General features: G+C 34.9%; 22 protein-coding genes and 1 tRNA gene. 18 read left to right on the top strand and 5 right to left on the bottom strand.

The annotated features are described in order from the left end of the window. The first annotated feature begins 191 nt into the window (after positions 1-191). The 3 genes from ACFJGY_RS07095 (at position 192) to argS (ending at position 4,962) form a co-directional block, all read left to right on the top strand. Entirely contained in the window at positions 192-1,376 is a 1,185-nt protein-coding gene (locus ACFJGY_RS07095) for a sigma-54-dependent transcriptional regulator (RefSeq protein WP_379969497.1), read from the top strand. A gap of 118 nt (positions 1,377-1,494) precedes the next feature. Then, complete coding sequence (locus ACFJGY_RS07090; RefSeq protein WP_379969495.1) at positions 1,495-2,859, top strand: MATE family efflux transporter; 1,365 nt, start codon at positions 1,495-1,497, stop codon at positions 2,857-2,859. Between the two features lie 339 nt (positions 2,860-3,198). Then, the gene (gene argS, locus ACFJGY_RS07085) at positions 3,199-4,962 is read left to right on the top strand and encodes an arginine--tRNA ligase (protein ID WP_379969493.1); all 1,764 of its coding nucleotides are present in this window, start codon (positions 3,199-3,201) and stop codon (positions 4,960-4,962) included. Positions 4,963-5,022: 60 nt separating this feature from the next. Here argS and ACFJGY_RS07080 read toward each other — a convergent pair whose 3' ends face one another. Next, positions 5,023-5,928, bottom strand: a complete 906-nt coding sequence (locus tag ACFJGY_RS07080) for a hypothetical protein (RefSeq protein ID WP_379969491.1) — start codon at positions 5,926-5,928, stop codon at positions 5,023-5,025. A gap of 379 nt (positions 5,929-6,307) precedes the next feature. Here ACFJGY_RS07080 and ACFJGY_RS07075 point away from each other — a divergent pair, with 379 nt between their 5' ends. From ACFJGY_RS07075 to ACFJGY_RS07020, 12 genes are all read left to right on the top strand, one after another. Continuing rightward, positions 6,308-6,481, top strand: a complete 174-nt coding sequence (locus ACFJGY_RS07075; RefSeq protein ID WP_379969489.1) for a hypothetical protein — start codon at positions 6,308-6,310, stop codon at positions 6,479-6,481. Between the two features lie 88 nt (positions 6,482-6,569). Further along, entirely contained in the window at positions 6,570-8,228 is a 1,659-nt protein-coding gene (locus ACFJGY_RS07070; RefSeq protein WP_379969487.1) for an ATP-binding protein, read from the top strand. Between the two features lie 11 nt (positions 8,229-8,239). After that, the gene (locus ACFJGY_RS07065) at positions 8,240-8,905 is read left to right on the top strand and encodes a response regulator (protein WP_379969485.1); all 666 of its coding nucleotides are present in this window, start codon (positions 8,240-8,242) and stop codon (positions 8,903-8,905) included. A gap of 129 nt (positions 8,906-9,034) precedes the next feature. Then, on the top strand, positions 9,035-9,367 hold the full coding sequence (locus tag ACFJGY_RS07060) for a YegP family protein (protein WP_379969483.1): 333 nt from the start codon (positions 9,035-9,037) through the stop codon (positions 9,365-9,367). Positions 9,368-9,376: 9 nt separating this feature from the next. Then, positions 9,377-10,447, top strand: coding sequence for a type I restriction endonuclease (locus ACFJGY_RS07055; protein ID WP_379969481.1), 1,071 nt, complete (start codon positions 9,377-9,379; stop codon positions 10,445-10,447). Beyond that, positions 10,448-10,987: an SH3 domain-containing protein gene (locus ACFJGY_RS07050; protein ID WP_379969479.1), complete on the top strand. Its 540-nt coding sequence runs from the start codon at positions 10,448-10,450 to the stop codon at positions 10,985-10,987. Between the two features lie 18 nt (positions 10,988-11,005). Next, entirely contained in the window at positions 11,006-11,632 is a 627-nt protein-coding gene (locus tag ACFJGY_RS07045) for a PH domain-containing protein (RefSeq protein ID WP_379969477.1), read from the top strand. Positions 11,633-11,636: 4 nt separating this feature from the next. Further along, positions 11,637-11,852: a TM2 domain-containing protein gene (locus ACFJGY_RS07040; RefSeq protein ID WP_379969475.1), complete on the top strand. Its 216-nt coding sequence runs from the start codon at positions 11,637-11,639 to the stop codon at positions 11,850-11,852. A 12-nt stretch (positions 11,853-11,864) separates the two neighbouring features. Beyond that, on the top strand, positions 11,865-12,230 hold the full coding sequence (locus ACFJGY_RS07035; RefSeq protein ID WP_379969473.1) for a DUF6804 family protein: 366 nt from the start codon (positions 11,865-11,867) through the stop codon (positions 12,228-12,230). A gap of 30 nt (positions 12,231-12,260) precedes the next feature. Continuing rightward, positions 12,261-12,668, top strand: a complete 408-nt coding sequence (locus ACFJGY_RS07030) for a hypothetical protein (RefSeq protein WP_379969471.1) — start codon at positions 12,261-12,263, stop codon at positions 12,666-12,668. Between the two features lie 6 nt (positions 12,669-12,674). Further along, positions 12,675-14,018 (top strand): beta-carotene 15,15'-monooxygenase, encoded by a 1,344-nt coding sequence (locus tag ACFJGY_RS07025; RefSeq protein WP_379969469.1) that lies wholly within the window; start codon positions 12,675-12,677, stop codon positions 14,016-14,018. 10 nt (positions 14,019-14,028) lie between these two features. Then, positions 14,029-14,916 (top strand): hypothetical protein, encoded by an 888-nt coding sequence (locus tag ACFJGY_RS07020; RefSeq protein ID WP_379969467.1) that lies wholly within the window; start codon positions 14,029-14,031, stop codon positions 14,914-14,916. A 110-nt stretch (positions 14,917-15,026) separates the two neighbouring features. On the opposite strand, the gene ACFJGY_RS07015 is transcribed toward ACFJGY_RS07020, so the two are convergent. Next, positions 15,027-15,097: transfer RNA gene (locus ACFJGY_RS07015), tRNA-Gln, on the bottom strand. A 100-nt stretch (positions 15,098-15,197) separates the two neighbouring features. Between ACFJGY_RS07015 and ACFJGY_RS07010 the strand changes: the two genes are divergently transcribed. Both ACFJGY_RS07010 and arfB read left to right on the top strand, forming a co-directional pair. Then, the gene (locus tag ACFJGY_RS07010; protein ID WP_379969465.1) at positions 15,198-16,265 is read left to right on the top strand and encodes a long-chain fatty acid--CoA ligase; all 1,068 of its coding nucleotides are present in this window, start codon (positions 15,198-15,200) and stop codon (positions 16,263-16,265) included. Further along, positions 16,262-16,654, top strand: a complete 393-nt coding sequence (arfB, locus tag ACFJGY_RS07005) for an alternative ribosome rescue aminoacyl-tRNA hydrolase ArfB (RefSeq protein WP_379969463.1) — start codon at positions 16,262-16,264, stop codon at positions 16,652-16,654. Before ACFJGY_RS07010 ends, arfB begins: the two co-directional genes overlap by 4 nt. Here the strand turns inward: arfB and ACFJGY_RS07000 are convergent. Continuing rightward, positions 16,644-17,171: a hypothetical protein gene (locus tag ACFJGY_RS07000; protein WP_379969461.1), complete on the bottom strand. Its 528-nt coding sequence runs from the start codon at positions 17,169-17,171 to the stop codon at positions 16,644-16,646. The genes arfB and ACFJGY_RS07000 overlap by 11 nt on opposite strands. Before the next feature lie 79 nt (positions 17,172-17,250). Between ACFJGY_RS07000 and cdd the strand changes: the two genes are divergently transcribed. Then, positions 17,251-17,730: a cytidine deaminase gene (gene cdd / locus ACFJGY_RS06995; protein WP_379969459.1), complete on the top strand. Its 480-nt coding sequence runs from the start codon at positions 17,251-17,253 to the stop codon at positions 17,728-17,730. A gap of 12 nt (positions 17,731-17,742) precedes the next feature. On the opposite strand, the gene ACFJGY_RS06990 is transcribed toward cdd, so the two are convergent. After that, positions 17,743-17,871, bottom strand: coding sequence for a hypothetical protein (locus tag ACFJGY_RS06990; RefSeq protein ID WP_379969457.1), 129 nt, complete (start codon positions 17,869-17,871; stop codon positions 17,743-17,745). A gap of 28 nt (positions 17,872-17,899) precedes the next feature. Further along, positions 17,900-18,574, bottom strand: coding sequence for a hypothetical protein (locus ACFJGY_RS06985; RefSeq protein ID WP_379969455.1), 675 nt, complete (start codon positions 18,572-18,574; stop codon positions 17,900-17,902).

Below are 18,574 nucleotides of genomic sequence, written 5' to 3'. Positions count from 1 at the left end.
TCCACTATTATCTTTTTCTTGCCAGATCCAGCCTTCGCCAAGAAAAAGGATAGCCGTTTCTATCCCTATTGCAAGACATTCTGCCGTAAAAGCATATTTTCCTTTTTTAGAACATTTCTACATTTCATTTTTAAAATAAACAATCATAATAATTTCGTATTACGAAATCAAAAATTTGTATCTTTGCACCTATGCAAAAAATCTTAATCGTAGAGGACGAAAAAGCAATATCCGGCGTTCTACACAGTATTTTATCGGACGAACTTCCTGAATACCAATTCGAAATAGCCGAAGATGGTCTTGAGGGTTTCAAATTTATAGAGAAAGAAGATTTTGCTTTGGTAATTTCTGATATCAAAATGCCAAAGATCTCCGGAACAGAACTCCTGAAACAAAGTCTTGCATTGAAACCAGAAAGCACTTTCATCATGATCTCCGGACACGCAGATATTGATACTGCAGTTGGCTGTTTGAGAGAAGGCGCTTATGACTTTATCTCAAAACCAATCGATATCAACAGATTGATCACCAGTGTAAAAAATGCACTTGATAAAGGCAATCTTCAAAAGGCAAACTCAAATCTGAAGCAGGAAAACTCTCAGCTGAAGAAAAAAGTCAATAAAAAATATCAGATGATCGGGCAATCGCCAGCACTTAAAAAGATCCAGGAAATTATCGACAAAGTGGCTGTTTCCGACGCAAGAGTTCTTGTAACCGGACCAAACGGTGCTGGTAAAGAATTGGTAGCTCACGCCATCCATTCCCAAAGCGAAAGATCAAGAGGTCCAATGATCGAAGTAAACTGTGCTGCAATCCCATCAGAATTGATAGAAAGTGAATTATTCGGTCACGTGAAAGGTTCATTTACAGGTGCTATCAAAGATAAATCCGGGAAATTCGAGCAGGCAACCGGCGGAACTATTTTCTTGGACGAAATTGGTGATATGAGTTTGGTTGCTCAGGCAAAAGTACTTAGAGCTTTGCAAGAGAGCAAAGTTTCTCCTGTTGGAAGCGACAAAGAGATCAAAGTAGATGTCCGTGTCATCGCTGCAACCAACAAAAATCTGGCTAAAGAAATCGAGCAAGGAAAATTCCGTGAAGATTTGTACCACAGACTTTCTGTAATAGAAATCAGCGTTCCTTCTCTTAATGACAGAGCAGAAGATATTCCATTGTTGGTAGAACATTTCACCAACCTTATCGCTTCAGAAAACGGTTCTGCCCCTAAGAAATTTGATGATAAATCCATCAAAGCTTTGCAACAATATGACTGGACTGGAAACATCCGTGAACTTAGAAACGTTGTAGAAAGGCTGATCATCTTAGGTGCTGATCCTGTGACTGCTGATGACGTTGCTAGTTTTGTAAAGAAATAGAGATTAAATAAATTAAAATATTATATTTAACCGTCTCGTTCTTGCAAACGAGACGGTTTTTTTTTGAAAAAAAATGAAAGTAACATTATGGCTTTCATTTTAAAATAAAATTATTAAAATGAAATTTTTAGATAAACAATACACACAGCAAGGGCTAAAACTGGCGCTTCCTGTGATGTTGACACAAGTCGGGCAAGTGTCCGTCAACCTTTTCGATAACATCATCGTAGGGAAGCTTTTGGGCGCTCAGGCTCTGGCTTCTGTGTCTTTAGGAAATGCACTATTCTTTTCAATTTTCGTTTTGGCGTTGGGATTTTCTTTTGCAATTCCACCTTTGGTTTCGGAAGCTAATTCTCAGGGAAAACACGATACCATTAATTCGGTTTTCAGACACGGATTTGTCATCAATCTTGGCGTTGGAATATTGCTGATGACCTTATTACTGGCAGGGCTTCCATTAATTAAACATATGGATCAGCCTGTCGAAATTATTCCGGACACAATCAGTTTTCTTAGCATTATGGCATTTACAATGATTCCATTTATGATGTTCCAGACGTTGAGAGAAGTTTCCGAGGGTTTGTCATTCACGATTGGCGTAACGAAAGCAACAATTATCGCGAACATTATTAATATCGCCTTGAATTACATTTTCATCAAAGGCCTTTTCGGATTACCGCAAATGGGCGTTCAGGGGTCGGCTTTGGCAACATTGATTGCAAGAATATTTATGGTGGTTTTCTTATACTTTGTGTTAGTAAAAGAACCTAAAACAAGAAGATACATCAAAGATTTTTCGTTGAAAATAAATCTGTTTGCAAAAGAAATGTTCACCAAAATGTTCAAGCTTGGATTACCGACTGCTTTGCAAATGTTCTTTGAAGTGACGGCTTTTGCGGCGGCGGCTTTCATTTGCGGATTGGTAAGTTCAAAAGATATCGCATCGCATCAGATTGCTCTATCGATGGCTTCATTTACCTTTAATCTTTGTATTGGTTTCAGTGTAGCTTCTACTGTTATGATCGGAAATAAAATGGGTGTGAATGATTTTGTCGGATTAAGAAAAATCGGAATCAACAATTTCAAATTAGCTTTGATTTATATGAGTTTCTGCGGAATTATTTTTATTCTTTTCAGGAATGTTCTGCCTCATTTTTTCACAAAGGAAAGTGATGTCCTCGTCATTCAACTGGCTTCAAAGCTATTGATTATAGCGGCACTTTTCCAGTTATCAGATGGAATCCAGGTGACGGCATTAGGTTGCTTGAGAGGAATCCAAGATGTTAAAATACCGAGTGTGATCACGTTTTTGGCGTATTGGGTTTTCACAATTCCGGTTGGTTATTTTCTTTGTGTGACGATGAAAATGGGTGCATTTGGGATGTGGATTGCCTTGGGCATTGGATTGACTATCTCTGCAGTACTTTTGGTGATCAGGTTTTTGAGGTTGAGTAAGAGGAAAGCTTTGGCTGTAATTAACTAACTCTTCTATCGCAAAGGCGTATTTTTTTATATAAATAATGTTTAAAAGTCGCCAAGTTGGAATCTGTGTCTTCGACTCCGCTCAGACTGACACTGAAACAAACTTTTGGAGACAAAGTGATATTACGAAAACGAATCTGCAGCCCGACTTGAGTGGAGCTCTTTTTTGTCATTGCGATTACAGAAAGGTTCAACTGACTGCGTCACGTCCTTCGCAATGACAAAAAAAGCGAGAACGGAAGGCGGATAAAGCTGCCCAAAATAATCACAATTATATAATTTGCGACTTTGCCTCAAAAAGCTATTTTAAATTTTTAAATTTGCAACACAAAATTTTGAAATGAACATCATACAACATATACAATCAAAAATATCCGAGATCATCCCGAAACTTTACAATGTGGAAGGTGTGAATCTGGATGTTCAAAAAAATAAAACCGAGTTCGAAGGCGATTTCACCATCGTTATTTTTCCATTGGTAAAACTGGCTAAAAAAAGTCCGGACGCGATTGGAAACGAACTTGGAGAAGCTATTAAAAACGAAATCGATTTCATTGAGAGCTTCAACATCGTGAAAGGTTTCCTTAATCTTAAACTGAAAGATGAAGTTTTTGCGAATCAACTGTCTGAACTTCAGGATGATTTTGATAACCTAACGCCGAAAAACGCAACGGTAATGGTGGAATATTCTTCGCCAAATACCAACAAACCTTTGCACCTTGGACACGTAAGAAATAATCTTTTAGGTTATTCAGTTGCTGAGATTTTGAAAGCTGATGGATATAATGTCATCAAATCTCAGATCATCAATGATCGTGGAATCCACATCTGCAAATCGATGTTGGCCTGGGAGAAATTTGGCAACGGCGAAACACCTGAATCTACTGGTTTGAAGGGCGATAAATTAGTCGGGAACTATTATGTGGAATTCGATAAATTGTACAAATCCGAGATCAAAGCGATGGTTGCGGATGGCATAAATGAGGAAACGGCAAAAAAACAAGCCCCAAGCATTATCGAGGCTCAGGAAATGCTCTTGAAATGGGAAAATAATGACCCTGAAGTTAGAAAACTTTGGGCAATGATGAATGAGTGGGTTTATGCTGGTTTCAATGAAACCTATTCCCGATTAGGCGTTAATTTTGACCAGGTTCAGTATGAAAGTAATACTTATATCTTAGGAAAAGATTTAATTCAGAAAGGATTACAGGATGGGATTCTTTACAAAAAAGAAGACGGTTCTGTTTGGTGTGACCTGACGGACGAAGGCTTGGATCAGAAACTCCTTCTGCGTTCGGATGGAACTTCGGTTTATATGACCCAGGATCTTGGAACTGCAGTGCAGCGTTTTGAAGAAAATGATCTGCAAAAATTGATCTATACGGTTGGGAATGAGCAGGATTATCACTTCCAAGTTCTATTTAAGATCCTGAAAAAACTGGGTTATGAATGGGCGGATCAGCTCTATCACTTATCTTACGGAATGGTGGAATTGCCGGAAGGAAAAATGAAATCCCGAGAAGGAACCGTGGTTGACGCGGACGAATTGGTTGAAGAAATGATCTCCACTGCGAAAGAAAAATCTGAGGAACTTGGGAAATTAGAAACGCTTTCCGACGAAGACAAAGTGAAATCTTACGAAACGGTTGGATTGGGTGCATTGAAATATTTCATTTTGAAAGTGGATCCGAGAAAGAAAATGCTCTTCAATCCTGCGGAAAGTATTGATTTTAATGGAAATACAGGACCGTTCATTCAATATACTTATGCGAGAATCCAGTCGCTTTTGGCTAAGGCAGAATATTCCGGAAAAGGAAATTTTGGAACTTACGTTCCGAATGAAAATGAGAAAGAAGTGATTATGCTTCTGGCTGAATTTAAAGATGTTGTAAGCAAAGCTGCGGAATCTCTAAGTCCTGCTTTGGTGGCAAACTACATTTATGAACTGGTAAAATCTTACAACTCATTTTATCAGAATAATCCAATTGTAAAACAGGAAGATCTGGATGCGAAACAATTCAGACTTCAGGTTTCTGATTTGGTGGGGAAAACGATTAAAAAAGCCCTGTCAATGCTTGGAATTAATGTAGTGAACAGGATGTAACTTCACCTTCGATAATAAATTAGACTCTGCCTTTGGCGGAGTTTTTTTGTTTAGTAATTATTATTTTGCATACTTTTCCAACATATATGGTGTTAAAGGTCGAAGATCTCTCCCGTTCTCGGGGTTAATTCCATTATCCGTAAAAAACTCCACAACATTCTTGCATTTGGAATACCACACATTTTTAATTGAACTAATTGTATCAGGTCTTGTGATTTTTTTGAAGTTTGCAACCAGTTTCATATCAATGGCCACAAGTCCATTTTTAGTATCATTACAATCTTCTGGGATATACTCTTTTCCATTCCAATACATACATTGTTTCAAAAATATTTCTGATCTTTTTTCCTTATTACCAGGAATATTCGCAATCAATTGAGGAACATAAACCACAGTTTGAGCAGCTGAATTCTCTACAAACGGAATATTATTTTGAAAAACAGAATCCTGAACTATTGTTTTGTCAGGAACTTTTTCGTCCGCTTTATACACCTTACTTCCAGCTATCAAACTTCCTAAAAGGACTACTCCAACAATTCCCATATTGCTATGTTTTGTAAGAAATTCCTGAAGTTTTAAAATTGGATTCGTAGTAACATTAATAGTAATATTTGGATTCACTTTGCCGTAATCACCTTCATCATCAATACTGACTTTCACACTTGTGAAAGATGAATCTGAGTTTTTCTTAGTAAAGCTTTCTGTTTTACAAAAATCACTAAAGTTTTTAAATTTCAAATATTGACTCAGCTTATCAAGGGTTTGATTATCAATATTATAGTCATCCTTATCATCTCTTATCAAAGCATCGTAATATCTGACAAGAGTTTTCTCTACAATATTAAATTTCAAATTTTCTTCAAAATATAAAATCAAAAACAGGGCAATCCCATTCTTGCTATCTCTCCCCGATTCTCTTTTCCCTTTCTCAAATACTTCACGAATTAGTAGTTTTTTGTTGGACATATGTAGTTTTTAACCTTTACAAAATAGAGGATTTTTGAACACACTCAATTACGGAAATCCGTAACCCAATTTTTTATTGCCCTGTCCATTTGTGTCCAGATATTGTCTAACACTTCCTTTCATTTCCGCTGCATCTTTGCCTCAGAAATCAGTGATAAACAAAACATTACAAAAACAAAGTTACAAAACTGATTTCAAAAAACAACTAGATAAAACGGAGAGAGATCTCTGGCTTGGGAAGCGGATGTTTCTCTTCCGTTTTTGAAGGTTGACTTCCCAAAAATTTAAGAAGCGCTTCTTTTTTCAACAACTGTGTAAACCTGCTCGTGACCTGTGTCGCGGGGAAGAACACGAATGCCAATTTTTAAATTTTTATAAAATGTTCAACCTATTTTTAATTTTATTGGGATTGTTTTCAAATCCTTCACATACAAACACTTCTAACTGTGGCAATAACGGAGATGATCCAACCATTGTGAATCCGAATCCAACACCCGGAGATACCGGCGGAGATGAGGGGCATCCTAAACCGCCAAAAATCATCGGCGGATAAGATAAATAAACTTTAAACGAGTAAAATTATTAGCGAAAGGATAATCCTTTCGCTAATTTTTTGGTAATTTCGAAGAAAACTAATAGTCTTGAAAATAATTGTATTCTTTATTCTTATATTCATTTATTCCTGTTCAGATAATCAATCTTTAGCTAAAAAAAATAACAATGTTTTTTACGATAAGGCTTTTGAATATCAGGAAAAAGGAAAATTAGATAGTGCATTTTTATATTTTTACAGGGCAAAAGATCTTTTTATACAACAGAAAGACAATTTTGGTGCAGCGAAATGCCTGACAAATCTTGCGATCATTCAGGAAACAAAAGGCGATTATTTTGGAAGCCAGGAGACGGCATTATCAGCACTGAAATATCTAAATCCTAAAGACACTCTCCAACATATCTATCTGTCTATAAACAATAATACTATAGGCATAACTGCCAGTAAACTAAAAGATTATAAAAAAGCAGTTGAATTTTATCAGCAAGCTTTGAAATTTACGAAAAGTGAAGAGGACAAAATAATCTACCAAAATAATCTGGCCAATAATTATGCGAAAGAAAAAAAATATACCCAAGCAATTAATCTGTTTATCTACACATCAAAAATGAATGGTGAAGATAAAATCAATTATGCCAGAACATTAACAAATCTCGCCAAAACCAAATGGCTTCAAAATCCGGATTATAATCCAGTTCCGGAATTTCAAAAAGCTTTAAATATCAGAATTAAAGAGAAAGATAATTGGGGACTCAATTCCAGTTATTCGCATCTTGCAGATTATTATGCCAGGACCAAAACAGACTCCGCTTTGTTCTACTCAAGAAAAATGTATGAAATTTCAAAAGAAATCGATAGTCCGGATGATCAGATCGAGGCACTTCAAAAATTAATTTCCCTGGAAAATCCTGAAAAATCCAAACAATACTTCAAAATCTATCAAAAAATAGGTGACAGTCTGCAAACGGCCAGAAACAAAGCCAAGAATCAATTCGCACTTATCCGCTATGAAACCGAAAAAAATAAAGCCGATTTCCTAAAAGCTAAAGCCGAAAGCACAGAAAGACAAAATTATATTATTCAGCAGTATTTTGCTTTAGGATTTTCAGTATTAATTATAATTGGTTTTTGGTTTTATCTTAAAAGAAGCCGAAAAATTCTTCGTCAAGAGAAACTTATCGAAGTAAAAAATACTGAACTGAAATATTCTAAAAAAGTACACGACCGTGTAGCCAACAGGATCTATCAGATTATGTCACAAGTTGAAAACACCAGTATTGTAGACAGAAATGCTCTTTTATTTGGTTTAGAAAATGTTTATGAAACGTCCAGGGATATCTCCTATGAGAATAAAGACATCAACGAGAATCAAAATTTCTTTGAGCAACTGCAAAAAATGCTGGACTCCTATTCTTCTGATTTTGTGAAAGTTATTTATAATGGAAATTATGATAAATTGTGGGATAGCATTAATTTTCAAACTAAAACAGAGATCTACCTGATACTTCAAGAAATGATGACCAATATGAAAAAACACAGCAAAGCTGATAAAGTTTTCCTAAAATTTGAAAGACAAGAGACACATATAAGTATTTCATACACAGACAATGGGATAGGAATCGAAAAAATTTCTCCGAAAAATGGACTGCAAAATATGGAAAACCGTATTCATGCTATAAATGGAAAAATTATTTTTGACACAGAAACAAAAAACCTTTTGAAAATCAACATTTCATTTCCAGTCTAAAAATAATATATATGTTTACAAAAATTCTTATTGCCGAAGATTACGAAAGTTCCAATATATCTGTCCAAAGAGCATTGGAAGATCTCAAGATAGCTGATCCAAAATACGTAAATTACTGTGATGACGCCCTTAGCAGAGTAAAAATGAGTCTGCAGGAAAACAATCCTTTTGAGCTTTTGATTACAGATCTTTCCTTTGATGAAGACCATCGGGAACAAAGCCTTAAAAACGGCCAGCAGCTTATTGCTGCTGTAAGAGAAATCCAGCCCGCTCTGAAAATCATTGTTTTCTCTGTTGAAAAAAAAGAAGTTATTATCGAAAAACTTTTCAATGATCAAAAAATTAACGGTTACGTAAAAAAAGGACGGAACGATGTTAAAGATCTGAAAAAAGCAATAAAAGCAGTTTATAATAATGAAAAGTATCTTTCCTACGATCTGAAAACCAAAAGCTCTGAGAGAAATTCTTTCGAATTTTCTGAATATGATACTTTACTTGTCACTTTGCTGGCCAATGGAACTTTACTCAAAAACATACCTGACTATTTAAAAGAAAATAATATTAAGCCTCTCAGTATGAGTGCCGTCGAAAAACGATTGAAGGAGATCAAAGAAATATTAGAAATCAACAGTAATGAACAGCTTATTGCATTTTGCAAAGACTTCGGAATTATCTAATTTCCAATTATAAACATTTTTTATTAAAAACTTCCAAATCATTTGGAAGTTTTTGTTTTTACGGATTTCCGTAAAAAAAGAATATAAGGCTGAGGTACTTTTGGATTGTTAAACAAATAAAATATAACAATGGGAAAATTCATCATCACCAAAAGAAAAGACGGAGAATATCAATTCAACCTGAAAGCAGGAAACGAAGAAATAATCCTGACAAGCGAAGGCTACACTACAAAAGCCGGATGCAAAAATGGGATCGAATCTGTAAAAGTCAATTCACAAATCGATTCCAGATTTGAAAGAAAAATTGCAATTAATGACAAATATTATTTTGTTCTGAAAGCAGGAAACGGAGAAATAATCGGAAAAAGTCAATTGTATACGACCAAACAAGGAATGGAAAACGGAATGGCTTCTGTAAAAGAAAATGCCCCGACTGCAGAAACTATTGATTTAACTATTTAATTCAAAACCATGGATCTCAAATTAAAACTTGAACAGCTGCATCAGAGAGTCAACGGACTCAAAGAGCAAATACAAACAGAAGAAGCAACAAAAACTGCTTTTGTAATGCCTTTTATCCAAATCTTAGGGTATGACATTTTCAATCCGACGGAAGTAATTCCCGAATTCATCGCTGACATTGGAACCAAAAAAGGAGAAAAAGTAGATTTTGTAATCAAAAAAGATAATGAGCCAATTTTCATTATAGAATGTAAAAGCTGGCGGGAAAATGCAGATGCGCACAATTCTCAGCTTCATCGTTATTATCACGTTTCGAAGGCGAGATTCGGAGTCCTGACCAACGGGATTGTGTACAATTTCTACACAGATCTTGAGAAACCCAATATTATGGACGAGAAACCTTTTTTCACCATTAATCTTGATGATATTAAGGATAATTCCATTAAAGTTCTGGAAAGCTTCACCAAGTCAGGTTATAATCTGGAATCCATTCTCGACTCAGCCGAAGCACTGAAATATATCAAAGCCATCAGAAAAGAATTCGAAAAAGAAATAGAAAATCCTTCTGATGAAATTGTAAAGCTTCTTGTAAACCGTTTTTTTGAAAGACCATTAACTGCAAACAGAATGATTGCTTTTAAAGAATATACCAAAAGAGCTCTCAGCCTTTCGATATCAGAATCGATCAGTTCAAGACTGAAATCTGCTTTGGTAATCAATGATAATATTGAAACAGAAAAAACCATATCCCCTACCACAACTATCGATCAGAATAATGAAATTTCCAAAGTCACTACAACCGAAGAAGAACTTGAGGCTTTCCAGATCGTAAAAGCGATTCTTAGAGAAAAAATACCGTCCGATAGAATTGCTTACAGAGATACACAATCTTATTTCGGGATATTACTGGACGATAATAACAGAAAACCGATTTGCAGATTCCATTTCGGAACTAGCAGAAAACTGATTGAACTATTTAATAACGGGAAAGATTTCGGAGAGAAAATAAATCTTGATTCTCTGGATCAAATCTACAATCACAGAAGCGCACTACATCAAACTATTGAAAATTACGGTTAAATGAAAACAATTATTATTTCAATTTTCGCAATAGGATTGCTGATATTTTCACTTTTCTCTTTTTCAAAACCTGAAACCAATGGTCATAACGGGAAATGCACCGGATCAGCCAACTGCACCGCCTGTTCTAATTGTTCAAGATGTGGACACTGCAGTGCTGGCGGAACATGTGGTGTCTGCAGCGGAAGTTCGTCGGGAAGAAACTTTTATTCCTCCAACTCCAATCATAAAACCTCAAAGTCTAAAAAGAAGACACAAAGTACCAATTCTCCTTACAAAAAATCAAATGCGGGAGTATCAGGTTTGAAGCAAAAGAAGCAATCTTCCTATACTGTTTATAATGACGAGAATGAAGTCGTGTTTTTTGCCGACAGAGATATTGTAAATATTTATAGAAATCCAGGATTCGATTTTCCAGTTATTGAAAAAGTAAAGAAAGGCGAAAAACTAATCCAGTTGGAACAGGGTGAAGAATGGATGAAAATAAAAGTCTTTAGCACAGGAACTAAAGGTTTTGTCTATAAAGAATATTTAAGATAATTAAAAAAAATAAATACTATGAATTTAAAGAAATTTTTAAATGAAGAACAAGATCCAAAATCTGTTGAGAAACTTCTGGAAAAAATCAACAGCCTTTTAACATCTCAGGAATTTGTAGAATATATTGCTGTTCAGAAAAAGCCTGCACTTAACTTGTCTCCTGATTGTATTGCGCTTACCAATAGAAGGATTATTTTTTGCCGGCCAAAAACATTTGGGTTATCAATGGATTTTCAGGATTACAGCTGGGTAGATGTGGCAGATTGTCATATTAAAGAAGGCATCATTGGCTCTACTTTTATGATGAGAACCATCAGGAACTTCACCAATATGATGGATTATCTTCCAAAAGCACAGGCCCGAAAACTCTATCAATATGCACAGGAAATTGAAGAGCAGATGAGAGGAGTAAGAAGAGAAAAAGATCTTGAAACAAGAAGAGCTTCCGCAGGAGGTGTTACTGTAAATAATGCAACACCAATTATTACCCAACCACAACAATTTCACCCGCAACCAAATCCATTACAGATAGAAAATGAAGATCCTTTCGCCCTTTTACAAAAACTAAAAGGCCTAATGGAAAACGGGATAATTTCTCCCGAAGAATTTGAAAACAAAAAGAACGAAATTTTATCAAGAGTTTAATATTATGAAATCAAAATCTACTACAGCAATACTGGCTTTATTCCTAGGAGGATTAGGCATTCACAGGTTTTATCTGGGACAAAATGGAATGGGATTATTATATCTTCTTTTTTTCTGGACTTTTATTCCGGCACTGATTGCATTTTTCGATTTTCTCATTTTCATTTTTATGTCAGAAGATAATTTTAATTACAAATATAATCTCAAGACAGGATTTTAAAATTAAAAAATAATGAAACCATTCCTCACCTTCTGTGCGATATGTTGTTTTGTCGGTATTTTCAGGCTTCCTATAGAATATTATACTTTCCTCAGGATTCTTGTTTCGATCGGAGCTTTAATTGTTTTATATAATACTTTAAGCTTTAGACAATATTATTTCAGTATAATTTTTCTTGTCATTCTTATCATTTTCAATCCTGTTTTTCCCATTTATCTATACCGGAAGAGTTTGTGGATCCCGATTGACACCATTACTGGAATTCTGTTTCTGCTAATCAATTTTATAGATAAGCCGGAACAAAAAAGGATGAAATTACCGAAGAAACTTCAGAATATTCTACTCACACAAGATCTCCTATGCGGGATAAAATCATGAACCCTAAAAAACCAAAAGACGACTAAAACCATGGAAAACAATCAAATAACAGAAAATCTTAAAGCTCATTTTCTCAGGCTGTATCAGATGGCGATTTGTGATGACGATTTCAGCACTCTGGAACTTAAAATGTTATATCAATGTGCAGAAGAAAGAGGCATTTCTTCAAAACATTTGGACGAGATTCTTTTAAATCCAATTAATATTAAATCTCTTATCCCTCAAAATATCGAAGAAAAAGTTGACTATCTGTATGATCTTACGGTTATGATCTGGGCAGATGGTGTCATCTCTCCGGACGAATATTCTGCAATGGAAAAATACGTTCTGATGTTCGGTTTTTTGGAAGAAAATGTAAAAGCTATTGTCGATTACCTCATCGAAGCCATAAAAATTGGAAAAAATAAAAGTGAAATATTACATGAACTAAAAAACTAACAGGCTATGGATACTACCAGTATAAAAAATTTATTCAAATTAAAATCAATTCCAGTAGAAACCCCGCAGGAAGAGATTATTTCAAAAACCGAAATTGATCTAAACGGAGAATCTGCAGAAGAAAGCAGGAAAAGAACATATCACGAATCAGGATACAGAGACAGCTCCAGGACAAGCGGAAACCATTCTACACTATCAATTTGTCTGGACGCTGTTTATTCAAAATTCCAAAATGAGGAAAAGGAAATGGTAGAAAAGCAGAAAAATCTTAAAGAGTCTTATTTCAACGAACAGAAAAACAGAGAAACCGAAATCAAAGCTTTAACCGTTTCTCTGGAAACAAAAGAAGAACTTTTAAAAAATAAAAATTCTGAAATTGAAAAGCATCAGAATCATATTGAAACCTTAAAAGCCGAAATCATTGATTTGCCAAGAAATCCGGAAAAATATAATGTGAAAGCCACGAAAGGTGCATCTGCTAAATTCTGGATTGGTGCAATTCTTCTTTTTCCTATCAGTTTATACTTGATAACTTTTTATATTTCAACATCTTACTCTGCTTTTTTCAAAAGTTTTGACGCAAAAAGTACGGTAATACAAAGTGTTCTGGATGCACAGGCATTTAGCAAAGCCTGGAATGCAGGACCCGTGGAGGGTGCTTTTGTGACTTTAATTCCATTTGTTTTTCTCGGTTTAGGATTTTTAATTCACATGTTTGGAGAAAACAAAAACTGGATCAATTATGTGAAATTAGGATTGTTATTCGTTGTCACATTTATTTTTGATGCTATTCTGGCTTATGAAATTGAATCTAAATTATATGAATTAAACAAAACCTTTAACTCACCAGATTTTGATCTTAAAATAGCTTTTACCAGAAATCAGTTTTGGGGGATTATTTTCTCTGGTTTCATTGTTTATATCATTTGGGGATTGGTTTTTGACTTTGTGATGAAAGAGCACAGGGAAAAAGATAAGATTAAAAACGAACAGGAAATCAAACAAAAAAATGTTCTTTTCTTACTGGAAAAAATCAATTTTATCAAAAAAGAAATTGAAGGAATTATAGAAAACATAAGCACTACAAAGGAGTCTATAATCAAAACCCGGGGCCGGATTGAGGAACTTCAGAATATCATCGACGGTGTTATTATTCCGACCAAAGATTATAAATTATACGCTTCGGAATATGTTCAGGGCTGGATAACATTTATCGGTGAAAAAATAGCCGTTTCAAAAACAGAGAAACAGACGATGATAGACAGCTGCATCGATACTTACAATACCAATCTGGATGCAGTTGGAGCCAATTCTGACAATCAAAACTTAGTTTATTTATCATCTTTATAAAACTTGAATTATGAGAAAAATATTCTATTTATTACTAATAATTCTTTTTGTTTCCTGTTGTACAAAAGAGCCCGAAACAATAGTTGAAAATAATAAAGTCACGGCTATTGCTGACCCTAATAACATCAATGTCAGTATTTTAATTGATTTATCAGACAGAATAGATCCTAAAACCAATCCAAATCTTACGATGGAATATTTCCAAAGAGATACGGAATATATCAAATCTATTGAAACCGGTTTTCTGGATCATATTAAATCAAAAAAAATTATCACTTATGATGATCAAATGCAGGTTTTCTTCAATCCCGAACCTTCTGATCCGAAAATGAATGAGTTTACAAAAGAGCTTAAAGTTTCTTTTGATAAAAACACCAATAAAGATTATTTTGCTTCCGTCGAAAAGAAGTATTCCGAATTACCATTAAATATTTATCAGTCGGCTATAAAAGACGGAAACTATGTGGGTTCTGACATCTGGGAATTTTTTAGAAATAAAGTAAAAGATTATTGCATAAAAGATGATCACAGAAATGTACTTTTTATTTTAACGGACGGATATATGTATCACGAGGATTCCAAATTTTCACAAGAAAATAAGACCTCTTATTTAACTTCAAAACTTATAAAATCAAATAAACTCACAACTTCGGACTTTAGTAAATTAATTGAGAAAAATAAATATGGTTTCGTAAAAGCCAATGAAAATCTCAGCAATCTTGAAGTCATTGTTATCGGCATCAACCCGGAAAAAGGCAATCCTTTTGAAGAATCAGTCATCAAAGAATATTGGGAACACTGGTTTAAAGAAATGAAAATAAAAAAATTTCAGATAAAATCTGCTGATCTGCCAAGTAATCTTGATTCGATTATTAAAAATATAATTCTAAATAAATAAATGTTTCGATCAAAGACAAAAGATGAGTTTCATTATTTTAAGGTCACCTTTTTAATTTATTAATAAAAAAACAACCAGCTGAAATTCAACTGGTTGTAATTTTACAATTGTAGACCCACAGGGATTCGAACCCCAACTGATGGTACCAAAAACCAGAGTGCTACCGTTACACCATGGGTCTGTCATTTATTGTGGTGCAAATTTAGAGCTTTTTTTCAAACTTCCAAACTATTTTATAAAAAAAATGCATAATTTTAAAAAATAATTTTTCACTCAGCCTAATGTTAATCGACCTTTCCACAGTATCACTTACAGACCAAAAGCCATCTAATGAATTTGAAACCAAAGTTTTAGACTTCATAAAAGAATGGTTTTCCGGCTCGAAAACGGTCAAAGTAAAAACGTCAGGATCAACAGGAATTCCCAAAGTTTTTGAAATAGAAAAATCAAAAATGATGAATTCTGCCGAGATGACCTGCAATTTTTTGGAACTGAAAGAAGGGAACACAGCTTTAATTTGTCTCCCGATAGAATATATTTCCGGAAAAATGATGGTCGTAAGAAGTATCCTGAGAAAGTTGAAACTAAAAATTGTTGAACCTTCTACAAATCCCCTTCAGAACCTAAACGAAGATATTGATTTCTGTGCGATGACGCCTCTGCAGGTTGAGAATTCATTAGATAAACTTTATCTCATTAAAAATATAATCATCGGCGGTGCAGCAGTTTCCGAAACCTTGAAGAAGAAAATTAATGAATTATTAAATAATCATAAAGGCTTCGAGAGCCTCAGCCTGACAACTCAGAGAGAAAACTCTCAAACCAAAATATTCGAGACTTATGGAATGAGCGAAACACTTTCTCACATCGCACTAAAACAGATCTTTCCAAATCAGGAAGATTGGTTTACTGTTTTTGAAGGCGTAGAAATCTCTCTGGACGAAAGAGCTTGTCTGAGAATCTTTGCCCCAAAACTGAATTCGGAGGTTTTGCAGACGAATGATCTGGTTGAGATCAAAGGTAATAAACAATTCAGATTTCTGGGAAGACTGGATAACGTCATCAATTCCGGCGGTGCAAAGATCTTCCCCGAAGAACTGGAAAAAATTGTAAAACAAAACATTCCTAATGAAGCTATTTTTCTTGGAGTAGATGATGAAAAACTCGGACAAAAATTGATTCTTATAATTGAAGGAAAGCGATCTGATGCTATCTTCCATCAACTATCAACCATTAACTATAAAAAATCGTTTCACAAACCAAAAGAGATTATTTTTGTAGAGAAAATCCCAAGAACGCCGAACGGAAAAATAAGTCGATTGGAGTTGAAAAAATTAATTGAAAAATGAAAAACTTCACTTCAGAAATCAGTTACAAAACTTCCCGCTCTTCCGGTGCCGGCGGGCAAAACGTGAACAAGGTGGAAACGGCTGTGACGGCTATGTGGAACGTTCTGGAAAGTTATTTTTTCTCCGATGAAGAAAAGCTGAGAATTTCTGATAAACTGAAAAACCGCATCAATTCTGAAGGCCTTCTGCAAATGACATCTTCGGAAAGCAGGACGCAGTCTCAGAACAAGAAAATAGTAACAGAAAAAATGCTGGAGCTGGTGGAAAAATCGTTGTTCGTTCCGAAAAGCCGCATCAAAACCAAACCTTCAAAACGCCAGGTTCAGAAACGAATCGATAACAAAAAGAAAATCTCTGAGAAGAAAGATAACCGTAAATTCAAATTTTAAAGTCAGATAATTCTTCTATTTCTTTACTTATTTTCTGAGAATATTCGAACTGTTTTTCGCGGATTCTGCCGTTTTGTGTCACCTGTTCGTAATCCTGCTGATAATCTTTGTAACCATCATAAATTTCATCATAATATTTCTGCAGAGATTTGGCATCCAAAGTTTTATCACTAATTCTCTTTCTGAATCTTCTCGCAAATAATTCGGCAATATCAAAATGGCTTTGCTCGTGCATCAACACCAAGTCAGTCTTATGTTCCGGATGTGCCCAGGATTTTGAAGGAATAAAAAAAGATTCTATTTTCACCTGTTTGTCAGTGAATTTTTTTGTCGGGCTGTTGAGTAGATAAGAAATCCCGCAAAATGTTGTAGCGGCAGCTCTGGAGGTATTTGGCTTTGTCTGAGATTGGAAATCCGACCAGACCAATTTTCGGTTTTCGTTCCAGAAAATCTTGTCCTGAGCTTTTGTAAATCCTAAAAAGAATAAGAAACTTAATAATAAAAACTGCTTTATCATAACTGTTAGATGTTTTTTTTCGGGAAATGTTAATTTGTTACCATAAAACTTGTATTTTTACCTCCCTGCATTTTAAAAAATGGAAAAAGAAATAAAGATAAATTTTGAAGCCATCCCGAGTTATAATGACTTAACGGAAATAGAGAAAAAATTATTTGATAAAGCCAAATCTGTACGTGAAAACGCCTATGCGCCCTACTCCAATTTCTGGGTCGGTTGCGCTATCCTTCTGGAAAACGGTGAAATAATCAGCGGAAGCAATCAGGAAAACGCCGCTTATCCATCAGGATTATGCGCCGAGAGAACGACCATTTTCTGGACTTCTGCCAACTATCCGAATGTGAAAATTGAAAAATTATTTGTGATTGGTGCGCCAAAAGATGCGCTCACTTCTGCTCCAATTCCGCCTTGTGGCGCCTGCAGACAAGCCATTCTGGAATATGAAGCCAAACAAAAAGACGAGATCGAAATCTATTTCGCATCATTAGACGGCGAAATTTTCAAAACAAAATCCATCAGAGAATTGCTGCCGTTTTCATTTGACGCCAGTTTTTTATAATTTTTAGGAGCATCAGGTTTGGGTGCTGAAAGGCGTTTCCAACCTGCTGTCCACTATATCTTTTTTGTCATTGCGAACGACGTCAATCAATCGGTTGAACTTTTCAACAATCGCAATGACAAAAAAGGATGCCGTTCCCATCAGGGCTATGTTGACGTTTTGTATTTCTTTACTGATTTTTCTGGTATTGAGTTTTCAATCCATTTTCATTAAAAAATTTTTCTAAATCAGGATAAATATATTCGCAAGCTTCTTGCCAGTCAAAAAATTTATTTGGGTACGTTTCTATTCCGCCACATTCAAAACATATTTCCATGATCTCAAATATTTTATCATTCTCATCGTAAAACAGTACAGCATTACGCGGAAAAAAACAGCCGGACCGCGAGGAAAGGCCAGTGAAATATTTACTACAGGTATTGAAAAGAATATGCGTTAATCTGGAAATTTCAGTCAGATTAAGAATCTTTGATTGCTCGGCGTCCTTTTCAGATTGGCTCTCTACAATTTCTCTAAAATCTACAGAGTTTGGAAGATTATAGAATTCCTTTAATTTTATAGAATCATCTTTTGTCTTCGGCGGTGGCGGCGGAACTCTGCCTATCGTTTGTTTTGCAAATTCTAGATTATATGAAACAATTTTAATCTTTGTTGCTTTATTAAAAGGGTAATTTTTAATTCGAAGTCCGAACGAGGTGGGTTTATAATTTTTATCGATATTGCTTTCAGATCTGGAATAATCATTTAATTCTGCAATAGGGTTTTTCTTATAACTGTTTTTTCTCTTCTGTCCAAAAATAAAAACTGAACATAAGATGAAGATTAAAACAAAATAATTTTTCAT

This window comes from Epilithonimonas sp. UC225_85 (assembly GCF_042695135.1).
Taxonomy (GTDB): Bacteria; Bacteroidota; Bacteroidia; order Flavobacteriales; family Weeksellaceae; genus Epilithonimonas.
This window is presented reverse-complemented; position numbering and strand designations above follow the sequence as displayed.